Below are 26,521 nucleotides of genomic sequence, written 5' to 3' on the forward strand. Positions count from 1 at the left end.
CATGTCCTCAGCTGCCAATCCGCAATCCGTGCGGAAGGTTCCGACCTATTGCTACAACTGCGTGGCGGGTCCCGACTTCATGAACGTGAAGGTCGTCGACGGCGTCGCGACCGAGATCGAGCCCAACTTCGCCGCGGAGGACATCCATCCGGCGCGCGGTCGCGTGTGCGTGAAGGCCTATGGTCTGGTGCAGAAGACCTACAACCCGCACCGCGTGCTGCAGCCGATGAAGCGCACCAACCCGAAGAAGGGGCGCAACGAGGATCCGGGCTTCGTGCCGATCTCGTGGGACGAGGCGCTGGACCTGGTCTCCGCGAAGCTGACGTCGGTGCGCGCGAAGGGGCTGGTCGATGACTCCGGCCTGCCGCGCGTCGCCGCAACTTTCGGTCATGGCGGCACGCCCGGCATGTACATGGGTTCGCTGCCGGCCTTCCTCGCCGCGTGGGGACCGATCGACTACAGCTTCGGCTCGGGCCAGGGCGTCAAGTGCGTGCATTCCGAGCACCTCTACGGTGAATTCTGGCACCGCGGCTTTACCGTCGCGGCCGACACCCCGCTTGCGCGCTACGTGATCTCGATCGGCTCCAACGTCGAGGCCTCCGGCGGCCCCTGTGCGGTGACGCGTCACGCCGAGGCACGCGTGCGGGGCTACAAGCGCGTGCAGGTCGAACCGCACCTGTCGGTGACGGGCGCCTGTTCCGCGGAATGGGTGCCGATCCGTCCCAAGACCGATCCCGCCTTCATGTTTGCGCTGATCCACGTACTGGTGTGCGAACAGGGACTAGACAAGCTCGACGTCCCCTTCCTGCGCGACCGCAGCTCGTCGCCCTATCTGGTCGGGCCGGATGGCCTGTATCTGCGCGATGCGGCTACGGCCAAGCCGCTGTTGTGGGACGAGAAGAGTGGCCGTGCCGTGCCTTTCGATACGGAAGGCGCGGTGCCGGCGGTGGCGGGGCGCTTCCGCGTCGAAGGCGCGATCAGCGTCGACGCGGACGATGCGCGGCAGCAATTCGACGTGGCGGAAGGTGTGACCGCTTACACGAAGCTCGTCGAGCACATGCGGAAATACACGCCCGAATGGGCCGAGTCGATCTGCGACGTCCCGGCCGCGACGATCCGCCGCATCGCCAACGAATACCTGGAAAACGCCTCGATCGGCGAGACCATCGAGATCGACGGCCAGACGCTGCCGCTGCGCCCGGTCGCAGTGACGCTGGGCAAGTCGGTGAACAACGGCTGGGGCGCCTTCGAGTGCTGCTGGGCGCGCACTCTGCTCGCGACGCTGGTCGGCGCGCTGGAGAACCCGGGCGGCACGTTGGGCACGACCGTGCGCCTGAACCGCCCGCACGACAACCGCCTGCTGAGCGTGAAGGCCGGCGAAGACGGCTTCATGGCGCAGTACTTCAACCCGACCGACAAGGAACACTGGGTCGCGAAGCCGACGGGGCGCAACATCCACCGCACGCTGGTGCCCATCGTCGGCAACACGGCGTGGAGCCAGGCGCTGGGGCCGACGCAGCTTGCGTGGATGTTCCAGCGCGAGGTGCCGGAAGACTGGAACATGCCCATGCCGACGCTGCCGGACGTGTGGTTCATCTACCGCACCAACCCGGCGATCTCGTTCTGGGACACGCGCACGCTGGTCGAGGAGATCGCGAAGTTCCCCTTCACGGTTTCCTTCGCCTACACGCTGGACGAGACGAACTGGATGGCGGACCTGTTGCTGCCCGAGGCGACCGACCTCGAATCGTTGCAGATGATCAAGGTCGGCGGGACGAAGTTCGTCGAGCAGTTCTGGGAGCACCGCGGCGTCGTGCTGCGCCAACCGGCCGTGGAACCGCAGGGCGACACGCGCGATTTCACCTGGATCAGCACCCAACTGGCGAAGCGCACCGGTCTGCTCGAGGCATACAACAACGCGCTGAACCGCGGCGCGGGCGGTGGCGCGCCGCTGAAGGCGGAGAACTACGACTACAGCCTCGACGCGAGCAAGGAACACGGCGTCGAGGAGATCTGGGACGCCGTGTGCCGCGCGTCGAGCGCGAGCCTGAGCGAAGGGCGCGAGGTGCATGACCTCGAGTGGTTCAAGGAGCACGGTTTCTACACCGTGCCGATGTCCAAGACCGAGTGGTACCTGAGCCCGACGCTGGAAAAGCAGGGGCTGCGCTACGAGATGCCCTATCAGGAGCGGCTGCTGCGCATCGGCCGCGAACTGGGCAACCGCCTGCACGAGCACCAGATGCACTGGTGGGACGAGCAGCTTTCCGAATACATGGCCCTGCCGGAATGGCACGACGTGCCGGGGCGCTGGACGCAGCAGATCAAGAACGCCGGCGGCAAGCCGGAGGACTTCCCGCTGTGGCTGCTCGCGACCAAGAGCATGCAGTACCACACCGGCGGTAACGCCAGCATCGCGCTGATGCGCGAGGTCGCGCAGAACGTGCGCGGCCACACCGGCGTGATCATGAACGCGAAGACCGCGAAGAGCCTGGGCATCGCCGACGGCGACCGCGTGGAAATCCGCTCGCACATCGGTGCGACCTACGGCGACGCGGTGCTGGCGCAGGGCGTGCGCCCCGATACGCTGGTGATCCTCGGCCAGTTCGACCACTGGGCGACGCCGGTTGCCAAGGACTTCGGCATGCCGAGCCTGAACACCATCGCACCGATGTCGATGGAGCTGACGGATGCGACCGGTTCAGGGTCGGACATCGTGCGGGTTGCGGTGCGCAAGGTTGAACGCAAGGAGGCTGCAGTATGACCCGCTACGTGATGGCCATCGACCTGCGCCGCTGCGTGGGCTGCCAGACCTGTACCGCCGCGTGCAAGAACGCCAACGCGACGCCGCCGGGCGTGCAGTGGCGGCGCGTGCTGGACCTCGAAACGGGCGAATTCCCCGACGTGCGCCGCAGCTTCGTGCCGGTCGCGTGCATGCACTGCGACGAGCCGCCGTGCGAGGAAGTGTGTCCGACCAAGGCCACCACCAAGCGCCCCGACGGCCTCGTCGCCATCGACTACGACACCTGTATCGGCTGTGCCAACTGCGTGATGGCCTGTCCTTACGAGGCGCGCTCGATCGTGCATGAGGTGAAGTTCGCCTACGGCGACAAGCCGATCAAGTCGGAAGAAGTGCGCTTCGACCCGGCGCGCATCGGCGTGTCGATGAAATGCACCTTCTGCATCGACCGCATCGACCTCGCAGCGCAGACCGGGCAGGTGCCGGGGCGCGACCCGGAGGTCACCCCCGCCTGCGTCAATTCCTGCATCTCGGGCGCGATGGCCTTTGGTGATCTCGACGACCCGGACAGCAAGGTCAGCCGCCTGATCGCCGAGAACAAGACTTTCCGCATGCACGAGGAACTCGGCACCGGGCCGGGCGTGTATTACATCTGGGACAAGGGGTAAAGCCGGCATGAAAACTCCCAAGATCCGGCCGGGCGAGCGCGTGGGGCCGCGGCAGCAACACAACTGGGACTGGCGCGCGGCGTCGAACTTCATCGCCGGCGGCACGGGCGGCGGCTTGCTCGCCTTTGCGGCCTTCGCGAGCCTGTGGGGCGCGGACGTGCGCGCGCTGCTCGTCGCCGGCATGGCACTGATCGGCGCCGGGCTCACCTGCGTGTGGTTCGAGATCGGCAAGCCGTGGCGGGCGCTCAACGTGTATCGCCATGCGGCGACTTCGTGGATGACGCGCGAGGCGGCCGTCGCGCCCTTCGTGTTCGGCACCGGCGTGCTGGCGCTGGCGACGGGCCTGGGCCTCTTCGTGCTGCTGACCGGCATTTTCGGCGCCTGCTTCGTGTATGCGCAGGCCCGCATCCTCGCTGCCGACAAGGGCATCCCGGCCTGGCGCCACCGGCGCTGCCTGCCGCTCGTGGCGGCGACCGGATTCGCCGAAGGCGCGAGCCTGCTGGCCGTCGCGACCCCCTTCCTGATTCCGCATGTCGCCGGGCAGATCGCGGTGGCGACCGGCGCGCTCGTGCTGCTCTTCGTGCGCGTGCTGTTGTGGCGCAACTACCTGCGTGGCCTGCGCAGCGAGGGGGCACCGGTGGGTAGCTTGCGCGCCCTCTCGGCGATCGATGGGCCTTTCCTGAAATACGGCAACCTGCTGCCGGCCGTGTTGCTGATGGTGGGTGTGCTCGGGACGCCGTTGGCAGGCGCAGCGCTGGTGCTGGCCGGCCTGGTGGCAGTCGCGGGGGGCTGGTGGTTCAAGTACACCCTGGTGCGCCGCGCGGCTTTTACGCAGGGTTTTGCCTTGCCGCACCTGCCGGTGCGCGGGCGTGGCACCTCGGGTGCGGGTGTGAAGCCCGGCTGGGGCGGGGCGTAGGGCGGGAGGAGCCGGAGGCGGGTCCCGCCACACTGCGGTGGGAAGTGGTTGATCGGCGGGATGCGCTTCGGTTCTCCTGCACAACTTGAGTTTCGCGGCATTCATGACAACGCGGGGCCATCGAGCCCCGTCCCTGCAACGCAGGAGGAGACGAGATGTACGAAGTACGATTCCACGGCCGGGGCGGCCAGGGTTCGGTGATGGCGTCCGGCATTCTCGCCGCGGCGATGGTCGAGGAGGGCAAGTACGCGGTGTCGATCCCGTCCTTCGGGTTCGAGCGTCGCGGCGCGCCGGTGGTGTCCTTCCTGCGCATGAGCGAGCGCGAGATCCGCCAGCTCACCAACATCTATCAGCCCGATTGCATCGTGTGCGTCGACCCGACGCTCATGACGTCCGTCGATATCTTCGCCGGCGTGAAGGCCGGCGGCACCCTGGTGCAGGCGACGCATCGGCCGTTCGCGGAGCTCACGCTGCCCGACTGTATCGGCACCGTCGGCCTGCTCGACGCGGTGAAGATCGCGCTCGAGATCTTCAAGCGTCCGATCACCAACACGCTGATGCTTGGCGCCTTCGCCCGCACGACCGGTGTCGTGTCGCTCGACTCGCTCAAGCGCGCGCTCGAGGACTCCGACTTCCGCGACGCCGGCCTCGCGCAGAACATGACGGCGCTGGAGCGCGGCTACTCCGAGGTGGCCGTGCATCAGATCGAAAGGAGGGCCGCGGCATGAGCCGGCACCAAAGCTATCCGCTGTTCAACCTCGAACAGGCCGGCGTTCCGGACGACCTCTGTCCGGTCGCGACCGTCGTCAGCCCCATGCTGCCCGGCGACTGGCGCAGCATGCGGCCGGTGGTGAATCGCGACAAATGCGTGAAATGCGCGGTGTGCTGGCTGTACTGCCCGGTGCAGTGCGTCGAGGAACACGCCGCGTGGTTCGACTTCAACCTCAAGACCTGCAAGGGCTGCGGCATCTGCGCGAACGAGTGCCCGCAGCGGGCGATCACGATGGTGGGGGAAACCCAATGACGACAGCCACGCTGGAAAAGGCCGCGGCAACCGAGGCGCCGCGCAAGCAGAAGGTGATCCTCGCCGAAGGCAACGAGGCCGCCGCGCTGGGCGTCGCGCTCGCGCGGCCCGACATGGTGTCGGTGTACCCGATCACGCCGCAGTCGTCGCTCGTCGAGCACCTCGCGAAGCTGATCGCAGACGGCCACATGGACGCCGACATCGTCGACGCCGAAGGCGAGCACTCGGTGCTGTCCGTGCTGCAGGGCGGGGCGCTCGCCGGCGCGCGCACCTACACCGCGACCTGTGGCCCCGGCCTCGCCTTCATGTTCGAGCCGTATTTCCGCACCCCCGGCATGCGCCTGCCGATCGTGCTGACCATCGTCACGCGCGACGGCATCACGCCGCAGTCGGTGTGGGGCGGCCACCAGGACGCGATGACGGTGCGCGAGGCGGGCTGGATCCAGGTGTATTGCGAGAGCGTGCAGGAAGTGCTCGACACCACCGTGATGGCGTTCAAGATCGCCGAGCACCACGACGTGATGCTGCCGGTGAACGTGTGCCTCGACGGCAACTACCTCTCCTACGGCGCCTCGCGCGTCGAGCTGCCCGACCCGGCCGACGTCGATGCCTTCATGGGCGACAAGGACGTGAACTGGCACGTCGCGCTCGACCCGCTGCGCCCGATGGCGGTCGATCCGCTCACCGGCGGCACCACCGGCAAGGGCCCGCAGACCTTCGTGCGCTACCGCAAGGGCCAGTGCAGCGGCATGCAGAACGCGCTGCGCGTGATCGAGGAGGTGCATGCGGACTGGGCCAAGCGCATCGGCCGCAGCTTCGCGCCGCTGGTCGAGGAGTATCGCCTCGACGATGCCGACTTCGCGATCATGACGCTGGGCAGCATGTCGGGCGCCGCCAAGGACGCCATCGACGAGGCGCGCGACGCCGGCAAGAAGGTCGGCCTCATCAAGATCAAGACCTTCAGCCCCTTCCCGGTCGAGGCGCTGAAACAGGCGCTGGCCAAGGTCAAGGCCCTGGGCGTGATCGACCGCTCGGTGGCCTTCCGCTGGAACTGCGGCCCGATGTACCAGGAGACGCTGGGCGTGCTGTACCGCCTCGGCCGCTTCATGCCGTCGATGAGCTTCATCGGCGGGCTGGCCGGTGCGGACATCACGATCCCGCATGTGCATCGCGTCATCGCCGAGACCGAAGCCCTCCTGAACGGCGCCGTCGCCCCGACCGAGCCCGTGTGGCTCAACGAAAAGGATTGAGGCCAGCATGGACCGAGCCATCGAACACACCAAATACCTGATCGCCGGCAGCAGCCACGCGGCGCTCGAGGCGATCAACGCGATCCGCATGCACGACGCGGAAGGGCCGATCACCGTCGTCACGCGCGATTCGCACCTGCCGTATTCGCCCACCGTGTTGCCCTACGTCGTGTCGGGCAAATCCGCGCCGGCACGCATCTTCCTGCGCGACGAAGACTTCTTCGCGCGCAACAAGGTGAGCTACCGACCGGAGTCGGGGCTGAAGGCGCTGCACGCCGATCGCAACAGCGTGGAGCTCGTGGACGGCTCCTCGGTCGTCTACGAAAAGCTGCTGCTCGCGACCGGCGCATCACCTGCGATCCCACCGATCCCCGGCATTGACACCGTCTCCTACCACGTGCTGCGCACGCTGGATGACGCGCTCAAGCTGCGCGGCGCGATCGCCGAGTCCAAGCAGGCCGTCGTCCTCGGCGCCGGCCTCGTCGGCATGCACGCCGCAGAGAACCTCGTGAAGGCCGGCGCGAGCGTGACCATCGTGGAGATGAGCGATCAGCTCACGTCGGGCTACTTCGACAAGGTCGCCGCCGACATGATCGAGCAGGCCTTCCGTGACGCCGGCGCGAAGATCATGACCGGCAGCCGCGTCGTGCGTCTGGAGCCTTCTCCTGCCGGCGCGAAGCTGACGCTGGAGAACGGCACGACGCTGGAAGCCGACCTGCTGCTCGTCGCGACCGGGGTGAAGCCCAACATGGGCTACCTCAACGGCAGCGGCGTCGAGCACCAACAGGGCATCCTCGTCGATGACCGCATGCAGACGACCGCCGCCAACGTCTGGGCCGCGGGCGACTGCGCACAGGCGCGCGGCTTCTTCACCGATACCAAAGTGATGAACGCGATCCTGCCCGACGCGACGATCCAGGGCCGTGTCGCCGGCATGGCGATGGCAGGCGACCCGGGCATCCAGGACTACGCCGGCGGCGTGCCGCTCAACACCTACCACTTCTTCGGCCGCCACGCGATCTCGGTCGGGTCGAGCAAGGTGCCCGAAGGCGGCGAGGTCGTCACCCGCTTCGACGAGCAGACCGGGCATTACCTGAAGGCTATCTTCGGCGCCGACGGCTGCCTCACCGGCATCTTCGGCGTGAACGAATTCTTCGACGGTGGCGTGATGGCGCAACTGATCCTGCGCCGCACCGACCTCACGCCGCTGCGCGAGCGCTTCGTTGCGAACCCGCTCGCAGTCGGCCGCGAAATCATGTCGCAGACCTGGCGCTAAGGAGCCATCAATGGGACGAGCTTACAGCACCATCGCCTTCGACCCCGCCAAGTGCGACGGTTGCGGAGATTGCATGACGGCCTGCGCGCAGGCCAAGACCGGCACGGACGACATCGCGCGTTCGCGCATCCAGATCTACGGGCGAGAGGGCGCCCCGGACAAGACCTTCGAACTCGCGCTGTGCCGCCAGTGCGCGGACCCGAAGTGCGTCACCGTGTGCCCCGCGGGCGCCTTGAACAAGGACAGCACGAGCGGCGTGATCGGCTGGGACGCCTCGAAATGTGTCGATTGCCTGCTATGCACGGTCGGCTGTGCCTACGCCGGCATCGCGCTGGATGAAACCGCGGGCCACGTGTCGAAGTGCGACACCTGCGACGGCAACCCGGCCTGCGTGCCCGCCTGTCCGCACGGCGCGCTGAAATATGTCACCACCGCCAACATCTACAACGAAGTGGGCGACTGGGAAGATCTGTTCGCGCCGGGTCTCGCCGGCTGCCAGGGTTGCAACACGGAACTGCTGATGCGCCACACGCTGCGCCGCGTCGGCCCCGACACCGTGCTCGCGACGCCGCCGGGCTGCGTGCCGGGGATGGGCTCGGTCGGCTTCAACGGCACGACCGGCACCAAGGTCCCCGTCTTCCACCCGCTGCTCACCAACACCGCGGCGATGCTCGCCGGCATCAAGCGCCAGTACAAGCGCGTCGGCCGCGACGTGCAGGCGCTCGCGATCGCCGGCGACGGCGGCGCGTCCGACGTCGGCTTCCAGTCGCTTTCCGGAGCGGCCGAGCGTGGCGAGCAGATGCTGTTCATGGTCGTCGACAACGAGGGCTACATGAACACCGGCATGCAGCGTTCGAGCTGCACGCCCTACGGCGCCTGGACCTCGACCACGCCGGTGGGCGAGACCTCGCGCGGCAAGACGCAGGACGCGAAGAACCTGCCGCTGATCATGGTGAACCACCGCTGCGCCTACGTCGCGACGGCCTCCACCGCGTACATGGAAGACCTGTACGAAAAGCTCGACAAGGCCATCGCCGCGTCGAAGACCGGTTTCGCCTACCTGCACGTCTATTCGCCCTGCACGACCGGCTGGCGCTTCCCGTCGAACCTCAACATGGAAGTCGCGCGCAAGGCCGTCGAGACCAACTTCGTAATGCTGTGGGAATACACGCCGCAGGACGGGCTACACTTCACGAAGCCGGTGGACGACCCGCTGCCGGTTACGGACTACCTCAAGGCGATGGGCCGCTTCCGCCACCTCTCGTCCGAGCAGGTCGAGCACATCCAGAAGAAAGTCGTTGAAAACCAGAAATTCGTGGAACGGATGACGGAGCATGCACATGTCGGCTAGGGACGGTTTTGCAGCATCGAAAGGGGCAACGGGGAAGGGCGCGGCGCCGGAGACGCTCGATCCGATCGAGAAGGCCAGCCGCGACGAGCTCGCCGCGCTGCAGCTCGAACGGCTCAGGTGGAGCCTGCAGCATGCCTACGACAACGTCGCGCATTACAAGCAGGCCTTCGACGCGGCGGGCGTGCATCCGTCGGACCTGAAGCAGCTTTCCGACCTCTCGAAGTTCCCCTTCACCACCAAGAAGGAGCTGCGCGAGAACTATCCCTACGGCCTGTTCGCTGTGCCGATGCGTGACATCGTGCGGGTGCATGCGTCGTCCGGGACCACCGGCCTGCCGACCGTCGTCGGTTACACCAAGAACGACATCGCGATGTGGGGCTCGGTGGTCGCGCGTTCGCTGCGCGCGGCCGGCGGCACCCCTGACGACATCATCCTCAACTCCTACGGCTATGGCCTCTTCACCGGCGGCCTCGGTGCCCACTACGGCTGCGAGGCGCTCGGCGCGACCGTGATCCCGATGGGTGGCGGCAACACCGAGAAGCAGATCCAGCTGATCCGCGAGTTCAAGCCGACGATGATGTTGGCGACCCCGTCCTACATGCTCACGGTCGCCGACGGACTGCAGGAGCAGGGCATCGACCCCGCCTCGACGACGCTGCGTATCGGCGTGTTTGGCGCCGAGCCCTGGACCAACGAGATGCGCCGCGAGATCGAGACGCGGCTGGGCATCGACGCCATCGACATCTACGGTCTGTCGGAAGTGATCGGTCCGGGCGTCGCCTGCGAATGCATCGAGACCAAGGACGGCCCGCACATCTGGGAAGACCACTTCTACCCCGAGATCATCGACCCCGTGACCGGCGAAGTCCTGCCCGACGGCACACCGGGCGAACTCGTCTTCACTTCGCTGACGAAGGAAGCGCTGCCCATCATCCGCTATCGCACGCGCGACCTGACGATGCTGCTGCCCGGCACCGCGCGCACGATGCGCCGCATGGGCAAGATCACCGGCCGCAGCGACGACATGCTGATCATCCGCGGCGTGAACGTCTTCCCGACGCAGATCGAGGAAATCATCCTGCGCCACGACCAGCTCTGCGGCCACTACCAGCTGCAGATCACGCGGCCGGGCCACATGGACGAACTCGCCGTGCTCGCCGAAGTGCGCCACGACCTGTCGGACGGGCTCACCGATGCCCAGCGCTCGAAGATCGCCGCCGAAGTCCGGCACGAGATCAAGAGCCGCGTGGGCGTGAGCGCGGACGTGCAGATCCTCGATTCAGGACGCATCGAGCGCACCCAGGTCGGCAAGGCCAAGCGCGTGATCGACAAGCGGCCGAAGGGGTAAAGCAGGGGAAGTTGAGGCCAGGGGTCAGAAAACAAACAATGGCCGCCCCAGAGGCGGCACGGACGGAGACAACACAGTGAATGACCGAACCACCATCAGTCCCGGCGACGCGCTGAATGCCGCGACCGGCGAGCTGTTCAGGCAGGCGGCAGGGCAGGGGAGGAACGCCTTCGACGCCGTCGAGTGCGAACGCTTCGTCGCGAGCTTCGGCGCCGCCCTCGCCGAAGGCGTCCCCGGCGGCGTCGACCTGCGCATCGCCCTCGAAAACACCCGCGAGTTCGGCATGGTCCTCACGGCCGGCGCAGGTGGCCTCGATGGTGCACTCGACCGCGCCAACTTCCGCAAGGATCGCGCCGCCGTGTCCGCCGCCGTCGAACTTACCGACGCCGCGGACTTCCTGCGCCTCTTCCGCCGCACGGTCGCCTACCAGAAGATGGCGGCACTGGCGCAGCGCGACGGCCGCCGTGCGCCCGATCCGGTGCTCGAATTCTGCTTCGGCCTGATGCTGGGTCTCGGCCGCGAATATTCCGCGCAGAACCCGCAGGCCGGATTCGTGATCCGCGAACTCGAACTCGATCAGGTGCAATTCGCGAAGAAGCCGACCGTCGGCGCCGCGCGCGTCGAGTTCGGCAAGCCCGTCGCCGGCCGTCTGCCGCGTCCGCTGCACAAGATCGACAAGCTCATCCATCCCCAGTCGATCGGCATCATCGGCGTGTCGGCGAGCGGCATGAACTTCGGCCGCATCATCCTCAAGAACCTGATGGGCAGCGGCTACACGAAGGACAAGCTGACCATCATCCGGCCCGGCGAGACCGAGATCGACGGCGTGCGCTGCGTCGACAGCCTGCGTGCGCTGCCCGCGAAGCTCGATCTCCTGATCGTCGCGGTGCCCAACGAAGCGGTATACGAACTCGTCGACGAGATCATCGCGACCGATGCCGTCGAGTCAGTGATGCTGATCCCCGGCGGCCTCGGCGAGACCGCGAAGAGCCGCGAACCCGCCGCCGCGCTCGCCGCGAAGATCAACGCCGCCCACGCCAACCCGGGCGGCGGACCGGTCTTCCTCGGCGCGAACTGCCTCGGTGTCGTCTCGCATCCGGGCGGCTACGACTCCTGGTTCATCCCGCTGGAACGGCTCCCGAAGCCGCAGAAGAAGGCGCAACGCAACTCGGTCATGCTGAGCCAGTCCGGCGCCTTCATGATCACGCGCATCTCGCAGAACCCCTGGCTCGACCCGGCCTACATGCTCGCGCTGGGCAACCAGACCGACCTCACGCACGGCGACATGCTGAGCTTCTTTGCCGAACGCGACGGCATCGACACCCTCGGCATCTACATCGAAGGCTTCAAGGACGGCGACGGCCTCGACTTCGCCCGCGCGGTGCGCAAGGCGGTGCTCAAGGGCAAGCAGGTCGTCGTCTACAAGTCCGGCCGCACCGAAGCGGGCGCGGGCGGCGTGATGGGCCACACCGCGTCTATCGCCGGCGATCCGGTCCTGTTCGAGGCCGTGCTGCGCCAGGCCGGCGCGATCGTCGCCGAGGACTTCAACACCTTCGACGACCTCTTCTACATCGCCGGCTCGCTGCACGGCAAGAAGGTCGGCAAGCGCCTTGGTGCGATCAGCGGCGCGGGCTTCGAGGCCGTCGGCATGGCCGATTCGGTTGCGACCGAAACCTCCTCGCTGGAAATGGGCGCGCTCGAAGCCGCAACCGTCGAACGCGTGCAGGCCATCCTCGCCGCCAAGCGCCTCGACGCGCTGGTCGAGGTCAGGAACCCCATCGACATCAACCCCGGGGCTGACGATGGCGTCCACCTGCAGATCACCGAAGCCTTCCTCGACGACCCGAACATCGACGCCGTCGTCGTCGGCCTCGACCCGACCGCACCGTCGATCCGCGGCCTCGAAACGAGCAAGCTGCGCCCCGGCTACGACCTCTCGGACCCGCAAGGCACCGTCCATATCTACCCGCCGCTCGCCTCGAAGAGCGACAAGCCCGTCATCGGCATCGTCGACGGCGGCTCGCTGTACGACGCGATGGCCGCGAAGCTGATGGACCAGGGCGTGTGCGTGTTCCGCAATTGCGGCCGTGGCACGAAGGCGCTCGCCCGCTACGTCGAGGCACGGCTGGAAGCGGACGCGATCCGCGAACGCAACAAGTAAGCACCGAAGCACAACGAAATCGTACGAATCCGACGCCGGCAGGGACCGGCGTCCAACACCAAGGAGACTGGAAGATGAGCGAACTCAAAGCCGGACTGACGTCCACCCGCCGCTACGACATCGACAAGGGCCGCACCATCGGCTTCATGGGCGACGACTGCCGCGTCTATTCGACGCCGTCGCTGCTCTACGACATCGAAGTCGTTTGCCGTGACCTGCTGCTGGAAAACATCGAAGCCGGCAAGGATTCGGTCGGCACCCGCGTCGAGCTCGACCACGTCGGCGCGACGCTGCTGGGCATGTGGATCGAGATCACCGTGAAGCTCGTCGAAGTGAACGGCCCCGCCGTGACCTTCGAATTCACCGCGCGCGACGCGCTCGAGGAAGTCGCCCGCGGCAAGCACAGCCGCTTTGTCGTCGGCGCCGAGAAGACCGCTCAGCGCCTCAAGGCCAAGCTCGAAAAGGCGATGGCTGCGGCGTGATCGGCGTCGGGCTTGCCCTCCGGCTGTTTCGCAGCCCGGCGAGGGCAAGCCGGTAGCGACCCGCCTCGCGAGGGTTGCGATGTCGCTGCGAGATTGCTTGCGAGGCCCGTTCGGCGAGAGCTCGAGCGGGCCTCGCCGTTTCAGGCGCTGCCGAGGTGGCGGCCGCCGCCGCTAGGACGGGCGATGCCTGCGGCGTCGTAGAGCGAAGGCTGGCGTGCCGCGTCGAGGAGGATCGACATCGCTGCCTGGTTATGCTGGAGCCGTTCGGAAACGAGCTTGCCGTTGAGTTCGTTGCGCGCCTGCGCGTCGCGTGCGAGCGCGTGAATCTCGTCCCAGCGCCGCAGCGTGTCGGGCAGCGGTTGGCACACCTCGCGGATCGCGGCGTCGGTGTTCGGACGACGGAGCCTGCCGAGCAGCAGGGCGCGGTCGTTGTGGATGCGCTGCAGCTGATGGAAGCGTTCCGTCTTTTCCCGCGTCAGGACGAGCAGGCCGTCGGCGTCGCCGGCAATGAGCAGGGCTTCCTCGCGTTCGAGCAGCGCAAGGAAGCCGCGCAGCAGAACCGCCTCGCTGTCGATCAGCTGGACGAGTCGCTGAAGTTCGGGCTGCAGGCTCACGGCACTATTTCTGCGCGCCAAGCATCTGGCGCACGCTCTCGATCAGGCCGTCGGCGACGCGGTTGGCGTCGATCTTGAAGCGTCCTTCGCTGATCGCCTGACGGATTTCATCGACGCGGGCGCGGTCGATCTCGGGCGCCGAGGCCATCGCTGCTTCCGCCTTGTTGAGGCTGGACGAGAGCGAGGACAGTTCGACCTTTTCATTCGCGTCGCCGGCAATCGTCGTGCTGGCCGGACGTTTTCCGCGGGCCTCACCGGTCGGGGCTGACCCCGACGGCTTCATTGTTCCTTCGATTTTCATGGCGGCACTCCCATTAAGCGGTCTCTGCTCGTGTTCACGACCGCCGGAGTGAAAACTTTAGGCGAATATTTTCCGGATGGCCGCGCGATCAGAAATCGAGTTCGACGCTCCCGTCGGCACGGGCCTTGCCGGAGATGACCTGACCGCTCCCTAGCCGCACGCGAACCGGTTCGCCTGCGGCCGCGGCATTGAGCGCCCGCCCTTCATTGGTAACCGCAAAGCCGGTGCCGGTTCCGACGACCTTGACGTTCTGGCCCTGCCGCACCGCCTGGGGCAGGCGGAGCATGTCGGTTCGCAGCGTGTTGCCAGCGGCGATCGTGAAGCGGGCGTTGTGGCCGACCGCCTGCGTCATGTCGGTCAGGGTGTTGGGGGCTTCGCCCGCGAGGTCGCCGCTGCGACGTTCGAGGTCCGCCGGTGCGATCACCTGGCCGGAACGGATCGGGCGCGCGGCAACCAGGTAATCGCCGATGACGGAGACCTGCGCGGGCACGTAGATCGTCCAGTTGACCGGCGACTCGCAGCGCACGCCGACGTTGATCCGGCCCCAGGCGCGTGTGCCCGGTGGAAGGAAGGGAACGAGTTCGGCGCAGGCGGGGAGCTGGTTCTGCGGATCGACGCCTTCGATCGTGACACCGACCTTGCCGGGCAGGCCCGAAGTCTGCTGGGCGAGGAAAACCGATACGGCCTGTCGGACCGGCGGCAGGGGCTGCTGTGCGCCGGCGCTTCCGCCCGCGAGCGTGAGGCTGAGGGCCAGCAGGGAAATGACGGCGCTGCGGCAGGAAGGGGGCATGAGGCGGTTCGAAAGCATGGGGCGCATTCCACCATGCGGCCGGGCGATCGGCAACCGGCAAAGTTTTCCGCCGCGGCTTGCCGGCTGCCGCCGCACCACTGTCGAAAGCGGCGGAATTGGCCGGTATTTGCCGGTCTTATCGCGGTCAGGGGCTTGTGGGGGCAGGACTAAGATCGCTGGCATGGAAGGTGCAATGGAGCGAGTGCCGGCCGATGAGGCACTTATCGGCAACCGGTGTAGTAACTTGAGGTGATGCCATGAAGACCCAACTCGACAACGCGCTGCAGTTTCACCAGACGGCACTGAATCTGCAGGCGCAGCGGCAGCAGATGCTGGCGTCGAACATCGCGAATGCGGATACGCCGAACTACAAGGCGCGTGACATCGACTTCCGCACCGCGCTGAAAGGAGCGGTGGACGGGCGGATGGGGCCGCTCGCGCTGGCGAGCACGTCTTCCCGCCATCTCGACGTGGCGGCGGAGATGCCGTTCGGGGCCTTCGTCGGGTATCGCCGCGAGTTCCAGTCCAGTGTGGACGGCAACACCGTGAACATGGACGTCGAGCGCGCCGCCTTCGCCGAGAACTCGGTGCATTACGAGGCGAGCGTGACCTTCATCAACGGCCTGCTGCGCAGCATGCAGACGGCGATCAGCGGCCAGTGAGCGGAGGACAGGCGTCCATGAGCATGTTCAACGTATTTGCGATCGCCGGATCGGCGCTGCACGCGCAATCGGCGCGCCTGAACGCGACGGCATCGAACCTGGCGAACGCCGACAGCGTCGCGGGGCCGGACGGCCAGCCCTACCGTGCCAAGCAGGTGGTGTTCACCGCCGCGCCGGTGGCCGGTCCGAACAGCGTCGGGGTCACGGTTTCGAACGTCGTCGAGAGCGCCGAGCCCGGGCGCCTGACCTATGACCCGAGCAACCCGGCGGCGAACACGGAAGGCTACGTCGAGATGTCGAATGTGAATGTGGTCGAGGAGATGACCAACATGATCTCGGCCTCGCGTGCCTATCAGAACAACGCGGAAGTGATGAACACGGCCCGCACGCTGCTGCAGCGCACGCTGCAGATCGGCCAGTAAGGGTTTTCGGGAGCGGATCATGGCAACGGTCAACAACACGGTTTCCTCGGCAGCCGACTCGGCATTGGCCTTGCTCGGGCGCAAGGACAGCACTTCGTCGAAGGACGACGTCGATAGCCAGGGGCGCTTCCTGACGCTGCTGACTGCGCAGCTCAAGAACCAGGATCCGATGAATCCGCTCGACAACGCGCAGGTGACTTCGCAGCTCGCGCAGATCAGCACGGTGGATGGCATCGAGCGGCTCAACGCGATGCTCACGCAGCTGCTCGACGGCCAGCAGTCGTCCGAGGCGATGCAGGCGGCGTCGCTGGTGGGGCGCGGCGTGCTGATCCCCGGTTCCGGCCTGAAGCTGGGCGATGCGGGTGCAATCGGCGGTTTCGCCCTCGACGTGCCGGCAGACGCGGTGACGATGCATATCAAGGATGCGCAGGGCCTGGAGGTCGCGGCGGTCGATCTCGGTTCCTTCGACGTCGGCACGCACAACTTCCAGTGGGACGGCACGACGAAGGACGGCAGCCGTGCGGCGAACGGCAAATACACGGTGAGCATCGAGGCGGTGACCGGCGGCAAGCCCGTCGCGGCCGAAGCGCTCGAATTCGGGGCGGTGACGAGCGTGGTGCGGGGCACCAAGGGCACCGACCTGCAGGTCGGCGAGCTCGGCATCTTCAAGATGTCCGATGTCCGGCAGATTGTTTGAAGAATTGTTTGAGACCGAGTTTCCAGGGAGACGGCCATGGCTTTCCAGCAAGGTTTGAGCGGACTTAATTCGTCCTCGAAGGCCCTCGATGTCATCAGCAACAACGTTGCGAACTCGAATACCGTCGGCTTCAAGGCGGGGCGCGCGGAGTTTTCCGATGTGTTCGCGGCGGCGCTGAACGGCGCCGGCGGCGGGACACAGGTGGGCATCGGTGCTGCGATCGGCGCCGTGACGCAGTTGTTCTCGCAAGGAAACATCACGACGACGAACAATCCGCTCGACGTCGCGATCAACGGTAACGGCTTCTTCCGCATGTCGGCGCCGGACGGGTCGATCGCCTACACCCGCAACGGCCAGTTCGACGTGAACAAGGACGGCTTCATCGTCAATTCGCAGGGCTACCAGCTCACCGGTTATGCGGCAACGAACGGCGTGATCCTGACCGGCGGCGAGCCGCAGCGCCTGCAGCTGGATTTCTCCGACGTGCAGCCGAATCCGTCTTCGCAGATGACGCTGGCGATGAACTTCGACTCGCGCGAGCCGATTTCGCCGTCCTTCGATCCGACCAACCCGACACCGCTGGACCGTACCAACGTGACCGCGGGCGGCTACAACTTCTCCACCTCGGCAACCGCCTACGACACGTTGGGCAATGCGCACACGCTGACCTTCTTCTTCCAGAAGACCGCGGCGGGTACGTGGGACGGCTTCTACCAGGTGGATGGCACGGGCGACGCGATCGCGATTCCCGCGCCGGGTTCGCCGCTGCAGTTCGACACCGCCGGCGCGATGACATCCGGCGGCCAGTTTGACCTTACTTTCCCCGAGTTCGCCGGCACCGGCGCCTCGGCAACCCAGACGATCTCCTTCGATCTGGCGGCTTCGTCGCAGTTCGGCAGCGCCTTCGGCGTGAATACGCTGCGCCAGGACGGCTTTGCGTCGGGTCGTCTGACGGGCATCACGATCGGCGACGACGGCGTGATCCTCGGGCGCTACAGCAACGGCCAGAGTCGCGATCTCGGCCAGGTGGTGCTGGCGAACTTCCAGAGCCCCAACGGGCTGCTGTCTCTCGGCGGCAACCTGTGGGCCGAATCACCGGATTCGGGCCAGCCGATCGTTGGCGTGCCGGGCAGCGCCAACCTCGGCCTGCTCAACGCAGGGGCGGTCGAGGAAGCGAACGTCGACCTGACGGCCGAGCTGGTGCAGCTGATCGTGCAGCAGCGCGCCTACCAGGCCAATGCGCAGTCGGTGCGCGCCCAGGACCAGATCCTGCAGACGCTGGTGAACCTGCGCTGACCGGCATAGCCGGCTTCGCGGGATAGGGAGAGAGGATCATGGATCGGCTGATCTACACGGCGATGACCGGGGCGAAGAACACGATGGGCCAGCAGGCCGCCGTGTCGCACAACTTGGCCAACGCCACCTCGACGGGCTTCCGCGCCGAGCTGCACAAGCTGCGCGCGGTGCCGGTGCAGGGCGAAGGGCTCGCGACGCGCGCCTTCGTCGTGGACGCGAGCGTGGCAACGAACTTCGAATCCGGGCCCATGCAGCACACCGGGCGCCCGCTGGATGTGGCGGTCGAAGGCAAGGGCTGGCTGGCGGTGCAACTGCCGGACGGGCGCGAGGCCTACACGCGCGACGGCAGCCTGCAGCTGAGCGCGAACGGTGTGGTGCAGACGCGCAGCGGCCTGCCGGTGCTGGGCGACGGCGGCCCCGTGACCATTCCGCCCGACAACGAGTTCCTGATCGGCAAGGACGGCACGATTTCCGCACTCCAGGCGGGCGGGGCCGAGAACGTCATCAATGTAATCGGCCGTCTCAAGCTCGTGAATCCGCCCGAGGCCTCGCTGGTGCGTGGCGACGACGGGCTGTTCCGCCTGCAGGACGGCGCCGTTGCGCCCCAGGACGAGAACGTGCGCGTGGCGGGCGGTTACCTCGAAGGCAGCAACGTGAGCGTGGTCGACCAGATGGTGCAGATGATCTCGCTCGCCCGCCAGTTCGAGATGCAGATAAAGATGCTGCAGACCGCCGAGGCCAACGACCGTGCTGGCGCACAGGTGCTTGCGGCCCGCTGACGGGCGGCGGGCGAGCAGGGGAATTAGCGGGGCTTTTCCGCGGGTGTTCCGGAGATCGAGTCGATCCGCCCCGCCGTAAACTGACCCCGAGACTGCAGGCAGACCGTCTGCCTGCGAAGGAAAGGGAGTCAGGATCATGATTCGCTCATTGTGGATTGCACGGACCGGCCTCGAGGCGCAGCAGACTCAGCTGGACGTGATCTCGAACAACCTCGCGAACGTTTCGACCAACGGGTTCAAGCGGGCGCGTGCGGTGTTCGAGGATCTGCTCTACCAGACGATCCGCCAGCCGGGTGCGCAGAACACGCAGCAGAACCAGATCGGCAGCGGCCTGCAGATCGGCACTGGCGTGCGCACGGTGGCGACCGAGCGCATCCACACGCAGGGCAGCCTGCAGCAGACGGGCAATCCGCTCGACATGGCGGTGCAGGGCAACGGCTACTTTCAGGTGACGCTGCCCGACGGCACGCAGGCCTACACGCGCGACGGCGCGTTCCAGCTCGATTCGCAGGGGCAGATCGTGACTGCCAGCGGCTATCCGCTCGAACCGGCGATCATCATCCCGAACGACGCGCAGACGATCACGATCGGCAAGGATGGCACGGTGAGCGTGCTGCAGGCCGGGCAGACCGCGCCGACCGTGGTTGGCAACATCCAGATCGCGACCTTCGTGAATCCGGGCGGCCTGTCGAGCGCGGGCGAGAACCTGTTCCGTGAGACGGCCTCGAGCGGCGTACCGACGCCGAACGCGCCCGGAACCAATGGCGCCGGGGTGCTCAACCAGCAGTACGTCGAGACCTCGAACGTGAACGTCGCCGAGGAACTGGTGAACATGATCACGACGCAGCGCGCCTACGAGCTCAACTCGCGGGCGGTGCAGACGTCCGACCAGATGCTGGGACGGCTGACGCAGCTGTAAGGAGCGGATCATGAAGGGTCAGGCGCTGGGGGCGATGGCGATGGCGGTGTTGCTGCTGTCGGGCTGCGCGTCGATCTATTCGACGCCGCCCACGGTGGTGCATCAGCCGATGACGGTGCGGCCCGAGGCTCGCACGCAGATGGCGCCGGCGAACGGCTCCATCTACCAGGCGGCGCAGTTGCGGCCGCTGTTCGAGGACCGTCGCGCGCGCCTCGTCGGCGACACGCTGACGATCAATCTCGTCGAGCGCAACACGGCACAGAAGCGCGCCAACAGCAGCGCCACGCGCGATTCCGACGTCACCGGCGGCATCACCGCGGCGTCGAAGGTGCCGCTGTCGGGCCTGGCGGGCATGGATCTGCAGGCCGGCGTGAAGTCGGATTTCGAGGGAAAGGGTGCCTCGGCAGCGAACAACGTGTTCAACGGCACGATCACGGTGACGGTGATCGAGGTGTATCCGAACGGCAACCTGCTCGTGTCCGGCGAGAAGCAGATGGCGATCAATCAGGGCAACGAATTCATCCGCTTTTCGGGCGTGATCAATCCGATCACGGTGACGGCCGCGAACACGGTGCAGTCGACGCAGGTCGCGGATGCGCGGATCGAATACAAGGGTAGCGGTTACATCGACGAATCGAACACGATGGGCTGGCTGCAGCGCTTCTTTGTAGCGGTGTCGCCGTTCTGAGTGCATTGATGCGTCGCAGGAGTCGATGATGTCGGGCAATGGCAGGGGGATTCGCGCACTGGTATGCGCGTTGGCGATGCTGGTCGCGGGAACGGCGTCCGCCGCCGAGCGGCTGAAGGACCTGGCGACGATCGCCGGCGTGCGCGAGAACCAGCTCGCCGGCTACGGCCTCGTGATCGGTCTCGACGGCAGTGGCGACCAGACCACGCAGACGCCCTTCACGGTGCAGAGCATCATCAACATGCTCGGCAACATGGGCGTGACGCTGCCGCCGGGCACGAACCTGCAGCTCAAGAACGTCGCCGCGGTGATGGTCACCGCGAGCCTGCCGCCGTTCGCGCGGCCGGGGCAGCAGATCGACGTCACCGTGTCGTCGATGGGCAACGCGAAGAGCCTGCGCGGCGGCACGCTGGTGATGACGCCGCTGAAGGGCGCCGATGGCCAGGTGTATGGCGTCGCGCAGGGCAACCTGCTGGTGGGTGGCGCGGGGGCCTCGGGCGGCGGTGCATCGCAGACCATCAACCACCTCTCGGCCGGGCGGATTCCGGGCGGCGCGACGGTCGAGCGGGCCGTACCGACCTCGATCGCGCAGGGCGAGTTCGTGACCTTCGATCTCAAGGACACAGATTTCGGCACCGCGCGCCGCGTCGTCGATGCGATCAATCAGGCGACTTCCGGCGGCACCGCACAGGCGCTCGACGGACGCAGCATCCAGGTGCGCGCGCCGCTCGATCCCTCCGACCGCGTCGCCTTCCTCGGCAAGCTCGAGAATATCGAGGTCACGCCGGTGCTGCAGGCGGCGAAGGTGATCGTGAACTCGCGCACCGGTTCGGTCGTGATGAACCAGGCCGTGACGCTGCAGAACGTTGCGGTCGCCCACGGCAATCTGACCGTCACGGTGGGGGTCGATACCGCGGTGAGCCAGCCGGCGCCGCTTTCCGGCGGCCGCACGGTGACGACGCAGAGCGGGTCGGTCGACATCAAGCAGGGCCAGGGCACGCTGCACAACGTGCGCAGCGGTGCGAATCTCGCCGAGGTGGTCAAGGCCCTGAACGCGCTCGGCGCCACGCCGATGGACCTCGTGAGCATCCTGCAGGCGATGAAGGCCGCGGGGTCGCTGCGTGCGGAGCTGGAGGTGATCTGACATGGTTGCGGCCACCCAGATCAATGCGATGGATCCGCGGGCGTTGGCCGACATGAAGCGGCTCGCGCGCGACGGCAATTCGCCCGAAGGCCTGCGCGCGGCGGCCAAGCAGTTCGAGGCGCTGTTCATGCAGATGGTGCTGAAGTCGATGCGCGACGCGGTGCCGTCCAACGGCATGTTCGACAGCGACCAGACGAGGCTCTTCCAGGCGCTGCAGGACCAGCAGATGGCGATGAACATGGCGCAGGGGCGCGGTGTCGGCCTTGCCGACGCGATCGTGCGCCAGCTTGGCGGCGAAGCTCCGGTGCAGGCTGCCGCGGGCGAAGGCAGCCTCGACGTGTCGCGCATTCCGCGGCGGGCGGCAATCGTTGCCGGCGGCGAGTTGCCGGCGGCAAAGCCCGCCGCCGATGCCGACGAGCTGGCGGAGTTTGCCGCCCGGCTCGGGGCGGTGATCGGCAGGCCGCGCAGCGAGGCCGGAGGGCTTCGGGGTGCGGGTGATGCCGGGGAGGCGGCGGACGCGCAGTCGTCGCGCCCGGTTCCCGAGGGCGCGCGCGAATTCGTCAATCGCGTGTGGGCGCACGCGGGCGAAGCCAGCCGCAGCACGGGCATCCCGGCGCATTTCATGGTCGGGCAGGCGGCGCTCGAGACCGGCTGGGGGCGCGGTGAGCTACGCCGTGCAGACGGTTCGCCGAGCTACAACCTCTTCAACATCAAGGCGGGGCCGAACTGGAAGGGGGCGGTGGTCGAGGTGCCGGTGACCGAGTACACGAACGGCCGTCCCTACACGGAAACTGCGCGTTTCCGCGCCTACGGCTCGTATGCCGAGGCGTTCCGCGACTACGCGAACCTGCTGCGCGGCAATCCGCGCTACGCGGAGGTGCTCGGCCAGACCGATGCCGCGGGTTTCGCGCGCAGCCTGCAGCAGGCGGGCTACGCGACCGATCCCATGTACGCCGACAAGCTCACGCGCATCATCGGCGGCGCCACGTTGCGCACGGCACTGGCGGGCTGAGTCTGCCGCTGGCAGGGAACTTGCAAGCGAATGACGCAAGAGCAGCGGTAACGAGGGAAATATCATGGCTGGACTACTGAGCATCGGTCTGACGGGCATCAACAGTTCGCAAGCGAACCTGTTGACGACCAGCCATAACATCACGAACGCGAACACGCCGGGCTTCAATCGCCAGACGACGATCCTGACCACGGCGAATCCGTTCTTCTCCGGCGCCGGCTTCTTCGGCCAGGGCGTGGAGGTCGACGGGGTGCGGCGCCTGTACGACCAGTTCCTCAGTCAGCAGGTGCTCAACGCATCGGCACGCAAGGAGGAATTTTCCGCCTACAGCACGCAGATTTCGCAGATCGACAACCTGCTCGCCGACACGAGCTCGGGACTCTCGCCCGCGCTGGCGGATTTCTTCGCCGGCGTGCAGGACGTGGCGACCAATCCGTCGAGCGTCCCGGCACGCCAGGCGCTGATCTCGAGCGCAGAGTCGCTGGCGGCGCGCTTCAATGGCCTCGACACGCGGCTCAACGAGATCCGCGACATCAACGAGGGCCAGATCGTCAGCACGGTCGATTCGATCAACGCGTACGCGCGCCAGATCTCGGACATCAACGAGCGCATCGCGCTGGCGCAGGTGGGCGGTCCGTCGATTCCGGCGAACGATCTGCTGGACCAGCGCGACAACCTCGTCGCGGAGCTCAACAAGCTGGTGAAGGTGAGCACCACGACGGAGTCGGACGGCTCGCTCAGCGTGTTCATCGGCAGCGGCCAGCCGCTCGTCGTCGGCACCGCGGTGTCGCAACTTGTCGTCGCGGCGGATTCATCGGTGCCGTCCGATCCCTTCCGCGGCGAGATCCGCCTTGCAACCCCCGGCGGCGGCTCGGTGCTGATGCCGGACTCGGTGCTCACCGGCGGCCAGCTCGGCGGGTACTTGCGCTTCCGCAACGAGACGCTGAACGCGGCGCGCGAGCAGCTCGGCGATCTCGCGATCGCGTTCGCTTCCGAATTCAACGCGATTCATGCTGCCGGTTACGACCTCGACGGGACGAGCACCGGCATTGCCTTCTTCAAGGACCTGAGCAGCTTCGCCGCCACCGACATCGGGCGCCGCGAGGCGGCCGGGGCCTTTGCCGTCGTGCTCACCGATCCGCGCAAGGTCGCCGCTTCGGGCGCACCGACGGCCACAGTGGGCGCAGGCGGCAGCAACAACGAAAATGCACTCGCGCTCGCCGCGCTGCAGACCGAAAAGCTCATGAACGGCGACACCGCGACCTTCCAGTCGGCCTACGCGCAGCTCGTCAGCTTCGTCGGCAACAAGACGCGCGAAGTGCAGATCGGCGAACGCAGCCAGGAATCGCAGCTGCAGCAGGCTATCGACGCGCAGCAATCCCTTTCCGGGGTGAATCTCGACGAAGAGGCGGCCAACCTGATCCGCTTCCAGCAGTCCTACCAGGCGGCAGCGCGCGTGATGTCGGTGGCCGGGACGCTGTTCGACGAAATCCTGGCGATTTCGCGCTGAACGGGGTGACATCATGAGAATCTCGACCGGCATGATCTTCGACGCGGGCCGCAACTCGATGATGCGGCAGAGCGCGGATCTCGTGCATACGCAGCAGCAGCTTTCCTCCGGGCTTCGCGTCCTGCGTCCGTCGGACGACCCCATTGCGGCCGCGCGTGCGCTCGAAGTGACGCAATCGAAGAGCGTCAACACGCAGTTCCAGACCAATCAGGGCTATGCGAAGGGCGCGCTCGCTTCGCTCGAGAGCACGCTCGGCAGCATCACCGAAATTCTGACTGACGTCCGCACCCGTGCAGTGGAGGCGGGCAACGGGGCCTTCAGTGACAGCGAGCATCGGGCGATCGCGACCGACCTCGAAGCGCAGTTCAACGCGCTGCTGGGCATCGCCAACGTCAAGGATGCGACGGGAGACTACCAGTTCGCGGGCTATCAGTCGGCGCAGCCGGCATTTTCCGTTGGCGTATCCGGCGAGGTGATTTACGAGGGGGATGCGGGCGAGCGGGCCATGCAGGTCGGTTCTACCCGTGTGATGCCCGTCGCCGAGCCGGGCAGCAAGGTGTTCATGGCCGATCCCGCGACCGGCGAGTCGCAGGTGTTCGGCGCGATCTCGCAGTTCATCGCTGCGCTGCGCGATCCGGCCAGCGATAAGGGGGCGGCGGTGTCGCAGGCGATCGGCGACATGGATGCGGCACTGGAGAACGTCAGCACGATTCGCGCCTCGGTCGGTTCGCGCATGGTGGAACTCGACGCGCTGGGCGAACTGGCGGCGGCGCACGATCAGCAGTACGCCGAGACGCTGTCGCAACTGCAGGACCTCGACTACAACGAGGCCATCTCGCGCTTCACGCAGCAGCAGACGATCCTCGAGGCCGCACAGCAGTCCTACGTGCGTGTAACGGGTCTGTCGCTCTTCAACTTGCTCAGCTGAGGTCCCGAACGTGTCTCGCGTGCCAGCCCGTCTCGCCCTGTGCCTGATCGTGCCCGCCTTCGCAGGCTGCGCGCTGTTGCAGGATCACGGCGCGAAGGTGGCCGCGGGCGTGGGGGCCGCGATCACGGCCTCGGAACTGGATCTGTTCGAGGCCGAGTACATCGGCGGGGCATTGATCGCCTATGCGATCTACGATCCGCTGGCGCCCACCTGGGACATCTCGGTGACCCGCCTCGACGAGGAGCGCGTGCGCTTCGACCTGCGCATGAAGAGGCTGCTCACGGGCGGCGAGGGCGAGGCGCGGCAGGTGTTTGCCCGCAATGCGCGGGAAATCGCCGAATCGAAGGGGTTTGCGGGGTATGACGTGATGCGTTTCGAGGAAGGCATCGACTCGACCCGCCCGTTCGCGCACCGCGTCGCCAGCGGCGAAGTGCGCTATCACCGTTCGCGCACCTTTCCCGGCATCTGAAGCCGGCTAAACGAAGGCGCGCAGCAGCCGGTCTATCCCGTCGAAGCCGGATTCGAAGATGCGTTGCAGCACCGGCGCGAAGCTGCCCAGGCTCAGCAGCAGCACCACGAAACCCACCGAAAGCGTCACCGGAAAGCCCACCGCGAAGAGGTTGAGCTGCGGCGCCGCGCGCGTGAGCACGCCGAGAGCCGTGTTGGTGATGAGCAGCGCCGCGACCATGGGCAGGGCCAGGAGCAGGCCTGACGCGAACATCACGGCGGCGTAGGACGCGATCAGCATCCACCCCTCGCCCTTGGGCAGCTTGCCGACCGGCAGCCATTCGAAGCTCGCGACGACGACGTTCACGAGCATCAGGTGGCCGTTCATCGCGACGAACACGAGCAGCGTGAGCAGGCCGAGGAACTCGGCGATCACCGACGTCTGGCCGCCGGTCTGCGGACTGAAGAACACCGCGAAGGACAGGCCCATCTGCAGGCCGATCAGTTCGCCCGCGACGTCGACCGCGGCGAACATCAGTCGCATCATGAAGCCCATCGCGATGCCGATGAAGGCCTGCTGGGCCAGGACTGCGAGCGCCAGCATGGAGTCGGCCGGCACTGCGGGCATGGGCGGCAGGGCGGGCAGCACCGCCATCGCCATCGCCATGCCGATGGCCAGGCGGACGCGCACGGGCACCATGCGGTTGCTGAACAGCGGGGCGGCGCTCACCAGCCCGAGCAGGCGCGCGAGCGGGAACATCAGCGCCGCGAGCCAGGCGTCGAGCTGGGCGGAGGTGACGCTCAGCATTGCCGACGCTAGCCGATCATCGTCGGGATCGATTCGAACAGGCGCCGCGTGAAGTCGGTGATCAGCGCGATCATCCAGTGACCCGCGACGACCATCGTGACGAACACCGCGATGAGTTTCGGCACGAAGGTCAGAGTCATCTCGTTGATCTGCGTCGCGGCCTGGAAGACGCTCACGATCAGGCCGGTGATCAGCGCGGCGAGGAACATCGGCGCGGCCAGCATCAGGGTGATCTCGACGGCCTGGCGGCCGATATCGACGACGGTACCCGGGGTCATGGCGAATTCTCCT

Annotated in this window: 28 protein-coding genes; 23 read left to right on the forward strand and 5 right to left on the reverse strand. The window is 66.9% G+C overall.

Annotated features, from left to right (window positions below; translation table 11 throughout):
* Nucleotide 1 precedes the first annotated feature (1 nt).
* The 11 genes from F464_RS0112995 (at nucleotide 2) to F464_RS0113045 (ending at nucleotide 13,213) form a co-directional block, all read left to right on the forward strand.
* Complete coding sequence (locus F464_RS0112995) at nucleotides 2-2,761, forward strand: molybdopterin-dependent oxidoreductase (RefSeq protein ID WP_018990257.1); 2,760 nt, start codon at nucleotides 2-4, stop codon at nucleotides 2,759-2,761.
* A complete protein-coding gene (locus F464_RS0113000; RefSeq protein WP_018990258.1) occupies nucleotides 2,758-3,405 on the forward strand; it encodes a 4Fe-4S dicluster domain-containing protein in 648 nt (215 codons plus the stop codon). The genes F464_RS0112995 and F464_RS0113000 overlap by 4 nt, the downstream gene beginning before the upstream one ends.
* Before the next feature lie 7 nt (nucleotides 3,406-3,412).
* Complete coding sequence (locus F464_RS0113005) at nucleotides 3,413-4,321, forward strand: DmsC/YnfH family molybdoenzyme membrane anchor subunit (RefSeq protein ID WP_018990259.1); 909 nt, start codon at nucleotides 3,413-3,415, stop codon at nucleotides 4,319-4,321.
* A gap of 155 nt (nucleotides 4,322-4,476) precedes the next feature.
* Nucleotides 4,477-5,049 (forward strand): NADH-dependent phenylglyoxylate dehydrogenase subunit gamma, encoded by a 573-nt coding sequence (padE, locus tag F464_RS0113010; RefSeq protein WP_018990260.1) that lies wholly within the window; start codon nucleotides 4,477-4,479, stop codon nucleotides 5,047-5,049.
* Nucleotides 5,046-5,345, forward strand: a complete 300-nt coding sequence (padF, locus tag F464_RS0113015) for an NADH-dependent phenylglyoxylate dehydrogenase subunit delta (RefSeq protein ID WP_018990261.1) — start codon at nucleotides 5,046-5,048, stop codon at nucleotides 5,343-5,345. The genes padE and padF overlap by 4 nt, the downstream gene beginning before the upstream one ends.
* The gene (padG, locus tag F464_RS0113020; protein WP_018990262.1) at nucleotides 5,342-6,595 is read left to right on the forward strand and encodes an NADH-dependent phenylglyoxylate dehydrogenase subunit alpha; all 1,254 of its coding nucleotides are present in this window, start codon (nucleotides 5,342-5,344) and stop codon (nucleotides 6,593-6,595) included. Before padF ends, padG begins: the two co-directional genes overlap by 4 nt.
* 7 nt (nucleotides 6,596-6,602) lie before the next feature.
* Complete coding sequence (gene padH, locus F464_RS0113025; protein ID WP_018990263.1) at nucleotides 6,603-7,871, forward strand: NADH-dependent phenylglyoxylate dehydrogenase subunit epsilon; 1,269 nt, start codon at nucleotides 6,603-6,605, stop codon at nucleotides 7,869-7,871.
* A 10-nt stretch (nucleotides 7,872-7,881) separates the two neighbouring features.
* On the forward strand, nucleotides 7,882-9,222 hold the full coding sequence (gene padI / locus F464_RS0113030; protein WP_026295968.1) for an NADH-dependent phenylglyoxylate dehydrogenase subunit beta: 1,341 nt from the start codon (nucleotides 7,882-7,884) through the stop codon (nucleotides 9,220-9,222).
* On the forward strand, nucleotides 9,212-10,570 hold the full coding sequence (gene paaK, locus F464_RS0113035; protein WP_018990265.1) for a phenylacetate--CoA ligase PaaK: 1,359 nt from the start codon (nucleotides 9,212-9,214) through the stop codon (nucleotides 10,568-10,570). The genes padI and paaK overlap by 11 nt, the downstream gene beginning before the upstream one ends.
* Before the next feature lie 76 nt (nucleotides 10,571-10,646).
* A complete protein-coding gene (locus F464_RS0113040; protein WP_018990266.1) occupies nucleotides 10,647-12,731 on the forward strand; it encodes a CoA-binding protein in 2,085 nt (694 codons plus the stop codon).
* 74 nt (nucleotides 12,732-12,805) lie between these two features.
* Complete coding sequence (locus F464_RS0113045) at nucleotides 12,806-13,213, forward strand: thioesterase family protein (protein WP_018990267.1); 408 nt, start codon at nucleotides 12,806-12,808, stop codon at nucleotides 13,211-13,213.
* 140 nt (nucleotides 13,214-13,353) lie between these two features.
* Here the strand turns inward: F464_RS0113045 and F464_RS0113050 are convergent, their stop codons facing one another.
* The 3 genes from F464_RS0113050 to flgA all read right to left on the reverse strand — a co-directional run bounded on the left by F464_RS0113050 (nucleotide 13,354) and on the right by flgA (nucleotide 14,936).
* Complete coding sequence (locus F464_RS0113050; protein WP_018990268.1) at nucleotides 13,354-13,827, reverse strand: flagella synthesis protein FlgN; 474 nt, start codon at nucleotides 13,825-13,827, stop codon at nucleotides 13,354-13,356.
* Nucleotides 13,828-13,831: 4 nt separating this feature from the next.
* Nucleotides 13,832-14,128, reverse strand: a complete 297-nt coding sequence (flgM, locus tag F464_RS0113055; protein ID WP_018990269.1) for a flagellar biosynthesis anti-sigma factor FlgM — start codon at nucleotides 14,126-14,128, stop codon at nucleotides 13,832-13,834.
* A gap of 88 nt (nucleotides 14,129-14,216) precedes the next feature.
* Nucleotides 14,217-14,936, reverse strand: a complete 720-nt coding sequence (flgA, locus tag F464_RS0113060) for a flagellar basal body P-ring formation chaperone FlgA (protein WP_018990270.1) — start codon at nucleotides 14,934-14,936, stop codon at nucleotides 14,217-14,219.
* Nucleotides 14,937-15,175: 239 nt separating this feature from the next.
* Between flgA and flgB the strand changes: the two genes are divergently transcribed.
* The 12 genes from flgB (at nucleotide 15,176) to F464_RS0113120 (ending at nucleotide 25,444) form a co-directional block, all read left to right on the forward strand.
* Complete coding sequence (gene flgB / locus F464_RS0113065; RefSeq protein ID WP_018990271.1) at nucleotides 15,176-15,580, forward strand: flagellar basal body rod protein FlgB; 405 nt, start codon at nucleotides 15,176-15,178, stop codon at nucleotides 15,578-15,580.
* A gap of 17 nt (nucleotides 15,581-15,597) precedes the next feature.
* Nucleotides 15,598-16,002 (forward strand): flagellar basal body rod protein FlgC, encoded by a 405-nt coding sequence (gene flgC, locus F464_RS0113070; protein ID WP_018990272.1) that lies wholly within the window; start codon nucleotides 15,598-15,600, stop codon nucleotides 16,000-16,002.
* A gap of 19 nt (nucleotides 16,003-16,021) precedes the next feature.
* Nucleotides 16,022-16,699, forward strand: coding sequence for a flagellar hook assembly protein FlgD (locus tag F464_RS0113075; protein WP_018990273.1), 678 nt, complete (start codon nucleotides 16,022-16,024; stop codon nucleotides 16,697-16,699).
* Between the two features lie 36 nt (nucleotides 16,700-16,735).
* On the forward strand, nucleotides 16,736-17,995 hold the full coding sequence (gene flgE / locus F464_RS0113080) for a flagellar hook protein FlgE (RefSeq protein ID WP_018990274.1): 1,260 nt from the start codon (nucleotides 16,736-16,738) through the stop codon (nucleotides 17,993-17,995).
* A gap of 38 nt (nucleotides 17,996-18,033) precedes the next feature.
* On the forward strand, nucleotides 18,034-18,774 hold the full coding sequence (flgF, locus tag F464_RS0113085; RefSeq protein WP_018990275.1) for a flagellar basal-body rod protein FlgF: 741 nt from the start codon (nucleotides 18,034-18,036) through the stop codon (nucleotides 18,772-18,774).
* Nucleotides 18,775-18,910: 136 nt separating this feature from the next.
* Complete coding sequence (flgG, locus tag F464_RS0113090; RefSeq protein ID WP_018990276.1) at nucleotides 18,911-19,693, forward strand: flagellar basal-body rod protein FlgG; 783 nt, start codon at nucleotides 18,911-18,913, stop codon at nucleotides 19,691-19,693.
* 10 nt (nucleotides 19,694-19,703) lie between these two features.
* Nucleotides 19,704-20,381 (forward strand): flagellar basal body L-ring protein FlgH, encoded by a 678-nt coding sequence (locus F464_RS0113095; protein WP_018990277.1) that lies wholly within the window; start codon nucleotides 19,704-19,706, stop codon nucleotides 20,379-20,381.
* A 28-nt stretch (nucleotides 20,382-20,409) separates the two neighbouring features.
* On the forward strand, nucleotides 20,410-21,525 hold the full coding sequence (locus tag F464_RS0113100; RefSeq protein WP_088179119.1) for a flagellar basal body P-ring protein FlgI: 1,116 nt from the start codon (nucleotides 20,410-20,412) through the stop codon (nucleotides 21,523-21,525).
* Nucleotide 21,526: 1 nt separating this feature from the next.
* Entirely contained in the window at nucleotides 21,527-22,537 is a 1,011-nt protein-coding gene (flgJ, locus tag F464_RS0113105) for a flagellar assembly peptidoglycan hydrolase FlgJ (RefSeq protein WP_018990279.1), read from the forward strand.
* Nucleotides 22,538-22,601: 64 nt separating this feature from the next.
* Nucleotides 22,602-24,047 (forward strand): flagellar hook-associated protein FlgK, encoded by a 1,446-nt coding sequence (gene flgK / locus F464_RS0113110; protein WP_018990280.1) that lies wholly within the window; start codon nucleotides 22,602-22,604, stop codon nucleotides 24,045-24,047.
* A gap of 13 nt (nucleotides 24,048-24,060) precedes the next feature.
* The gene (gene flgL, locus F464_RS0113115; RefSeq protein ID WP_026295970.1) at nucleotides 24,061-24,975 is read left to right on the forward strand and encodes a flagellar hook-associated protein FlgL; all 915 of its coding nucleotides are present in this window, start codon (nucleotides 24,061-24,063) and stop codon (nucleotides 24,973-24,975) included.
* A 19-nt stretch (nucleotides 24,976-24,994) separates the two neighbouring features.
* A complete protein-coding gene (locus F464_RS0113120; RefSeq protein WP_018990282.1) occupies nucleotides 24,995-25,444 on the forward strand; it encodes a hypothetical protein in 450 nt (149 codons plus the stop codon).
* Nucleotides 25,445-25,450: 6 nt separating this feature from the next.
* Here F464_RS0113120 and fliR read toward each other — a convergent pair whose 3' ends face one another.
* Together fliR and fliQ are read right to left on the reverse strand one after the other, a co-directional pair.
* Nucleotides 25,451-26,230 carry a flagellar biosynthetic protein FliR gene (fliR, locus tag F464_RS0113125; RefSeq protein ID WP_018990283.1) on the reverse strand — a complete coding sequence of 260 codons (780 nt, stop codon included), beginning with the start codon at nucleotides 26,228-26,230 and terminating at the stop codon, nucleotides 25,451-25,453.
* A gap of 8 nt (nucleotides 26,231-26,238) precedes the next feature.
* The gene (gene fliQ, locus F464_RS0113130) at nucleotides 26,239-26,508 is read right to left on the reverse strand and encodes a flagellar biosynthesis protein FliQ (RefSeq protein ID WP_018990284.1); all 270 of its coding nucleotides are present in this window, start codon (nucleotides 26,506-26,508) and stop codon (nucleotides 26,239-26,241) included.
* Nucleotides 26,509-26,521 lie beyond the last annotated feature (13 nt).

Origin of the sequence: Aromatoleum toluclasticum ATCC 700605 (assembly GCF_000378245.1) — a bacterium.
Taxonomy (GTDB): domain Bacteria; phylum Pseudomonadota; class Gammaproteobacteria; order Burkholderiales; family Rhodocyclaceae; genus Aromatoleum; species Aromatoleum toluclasticum.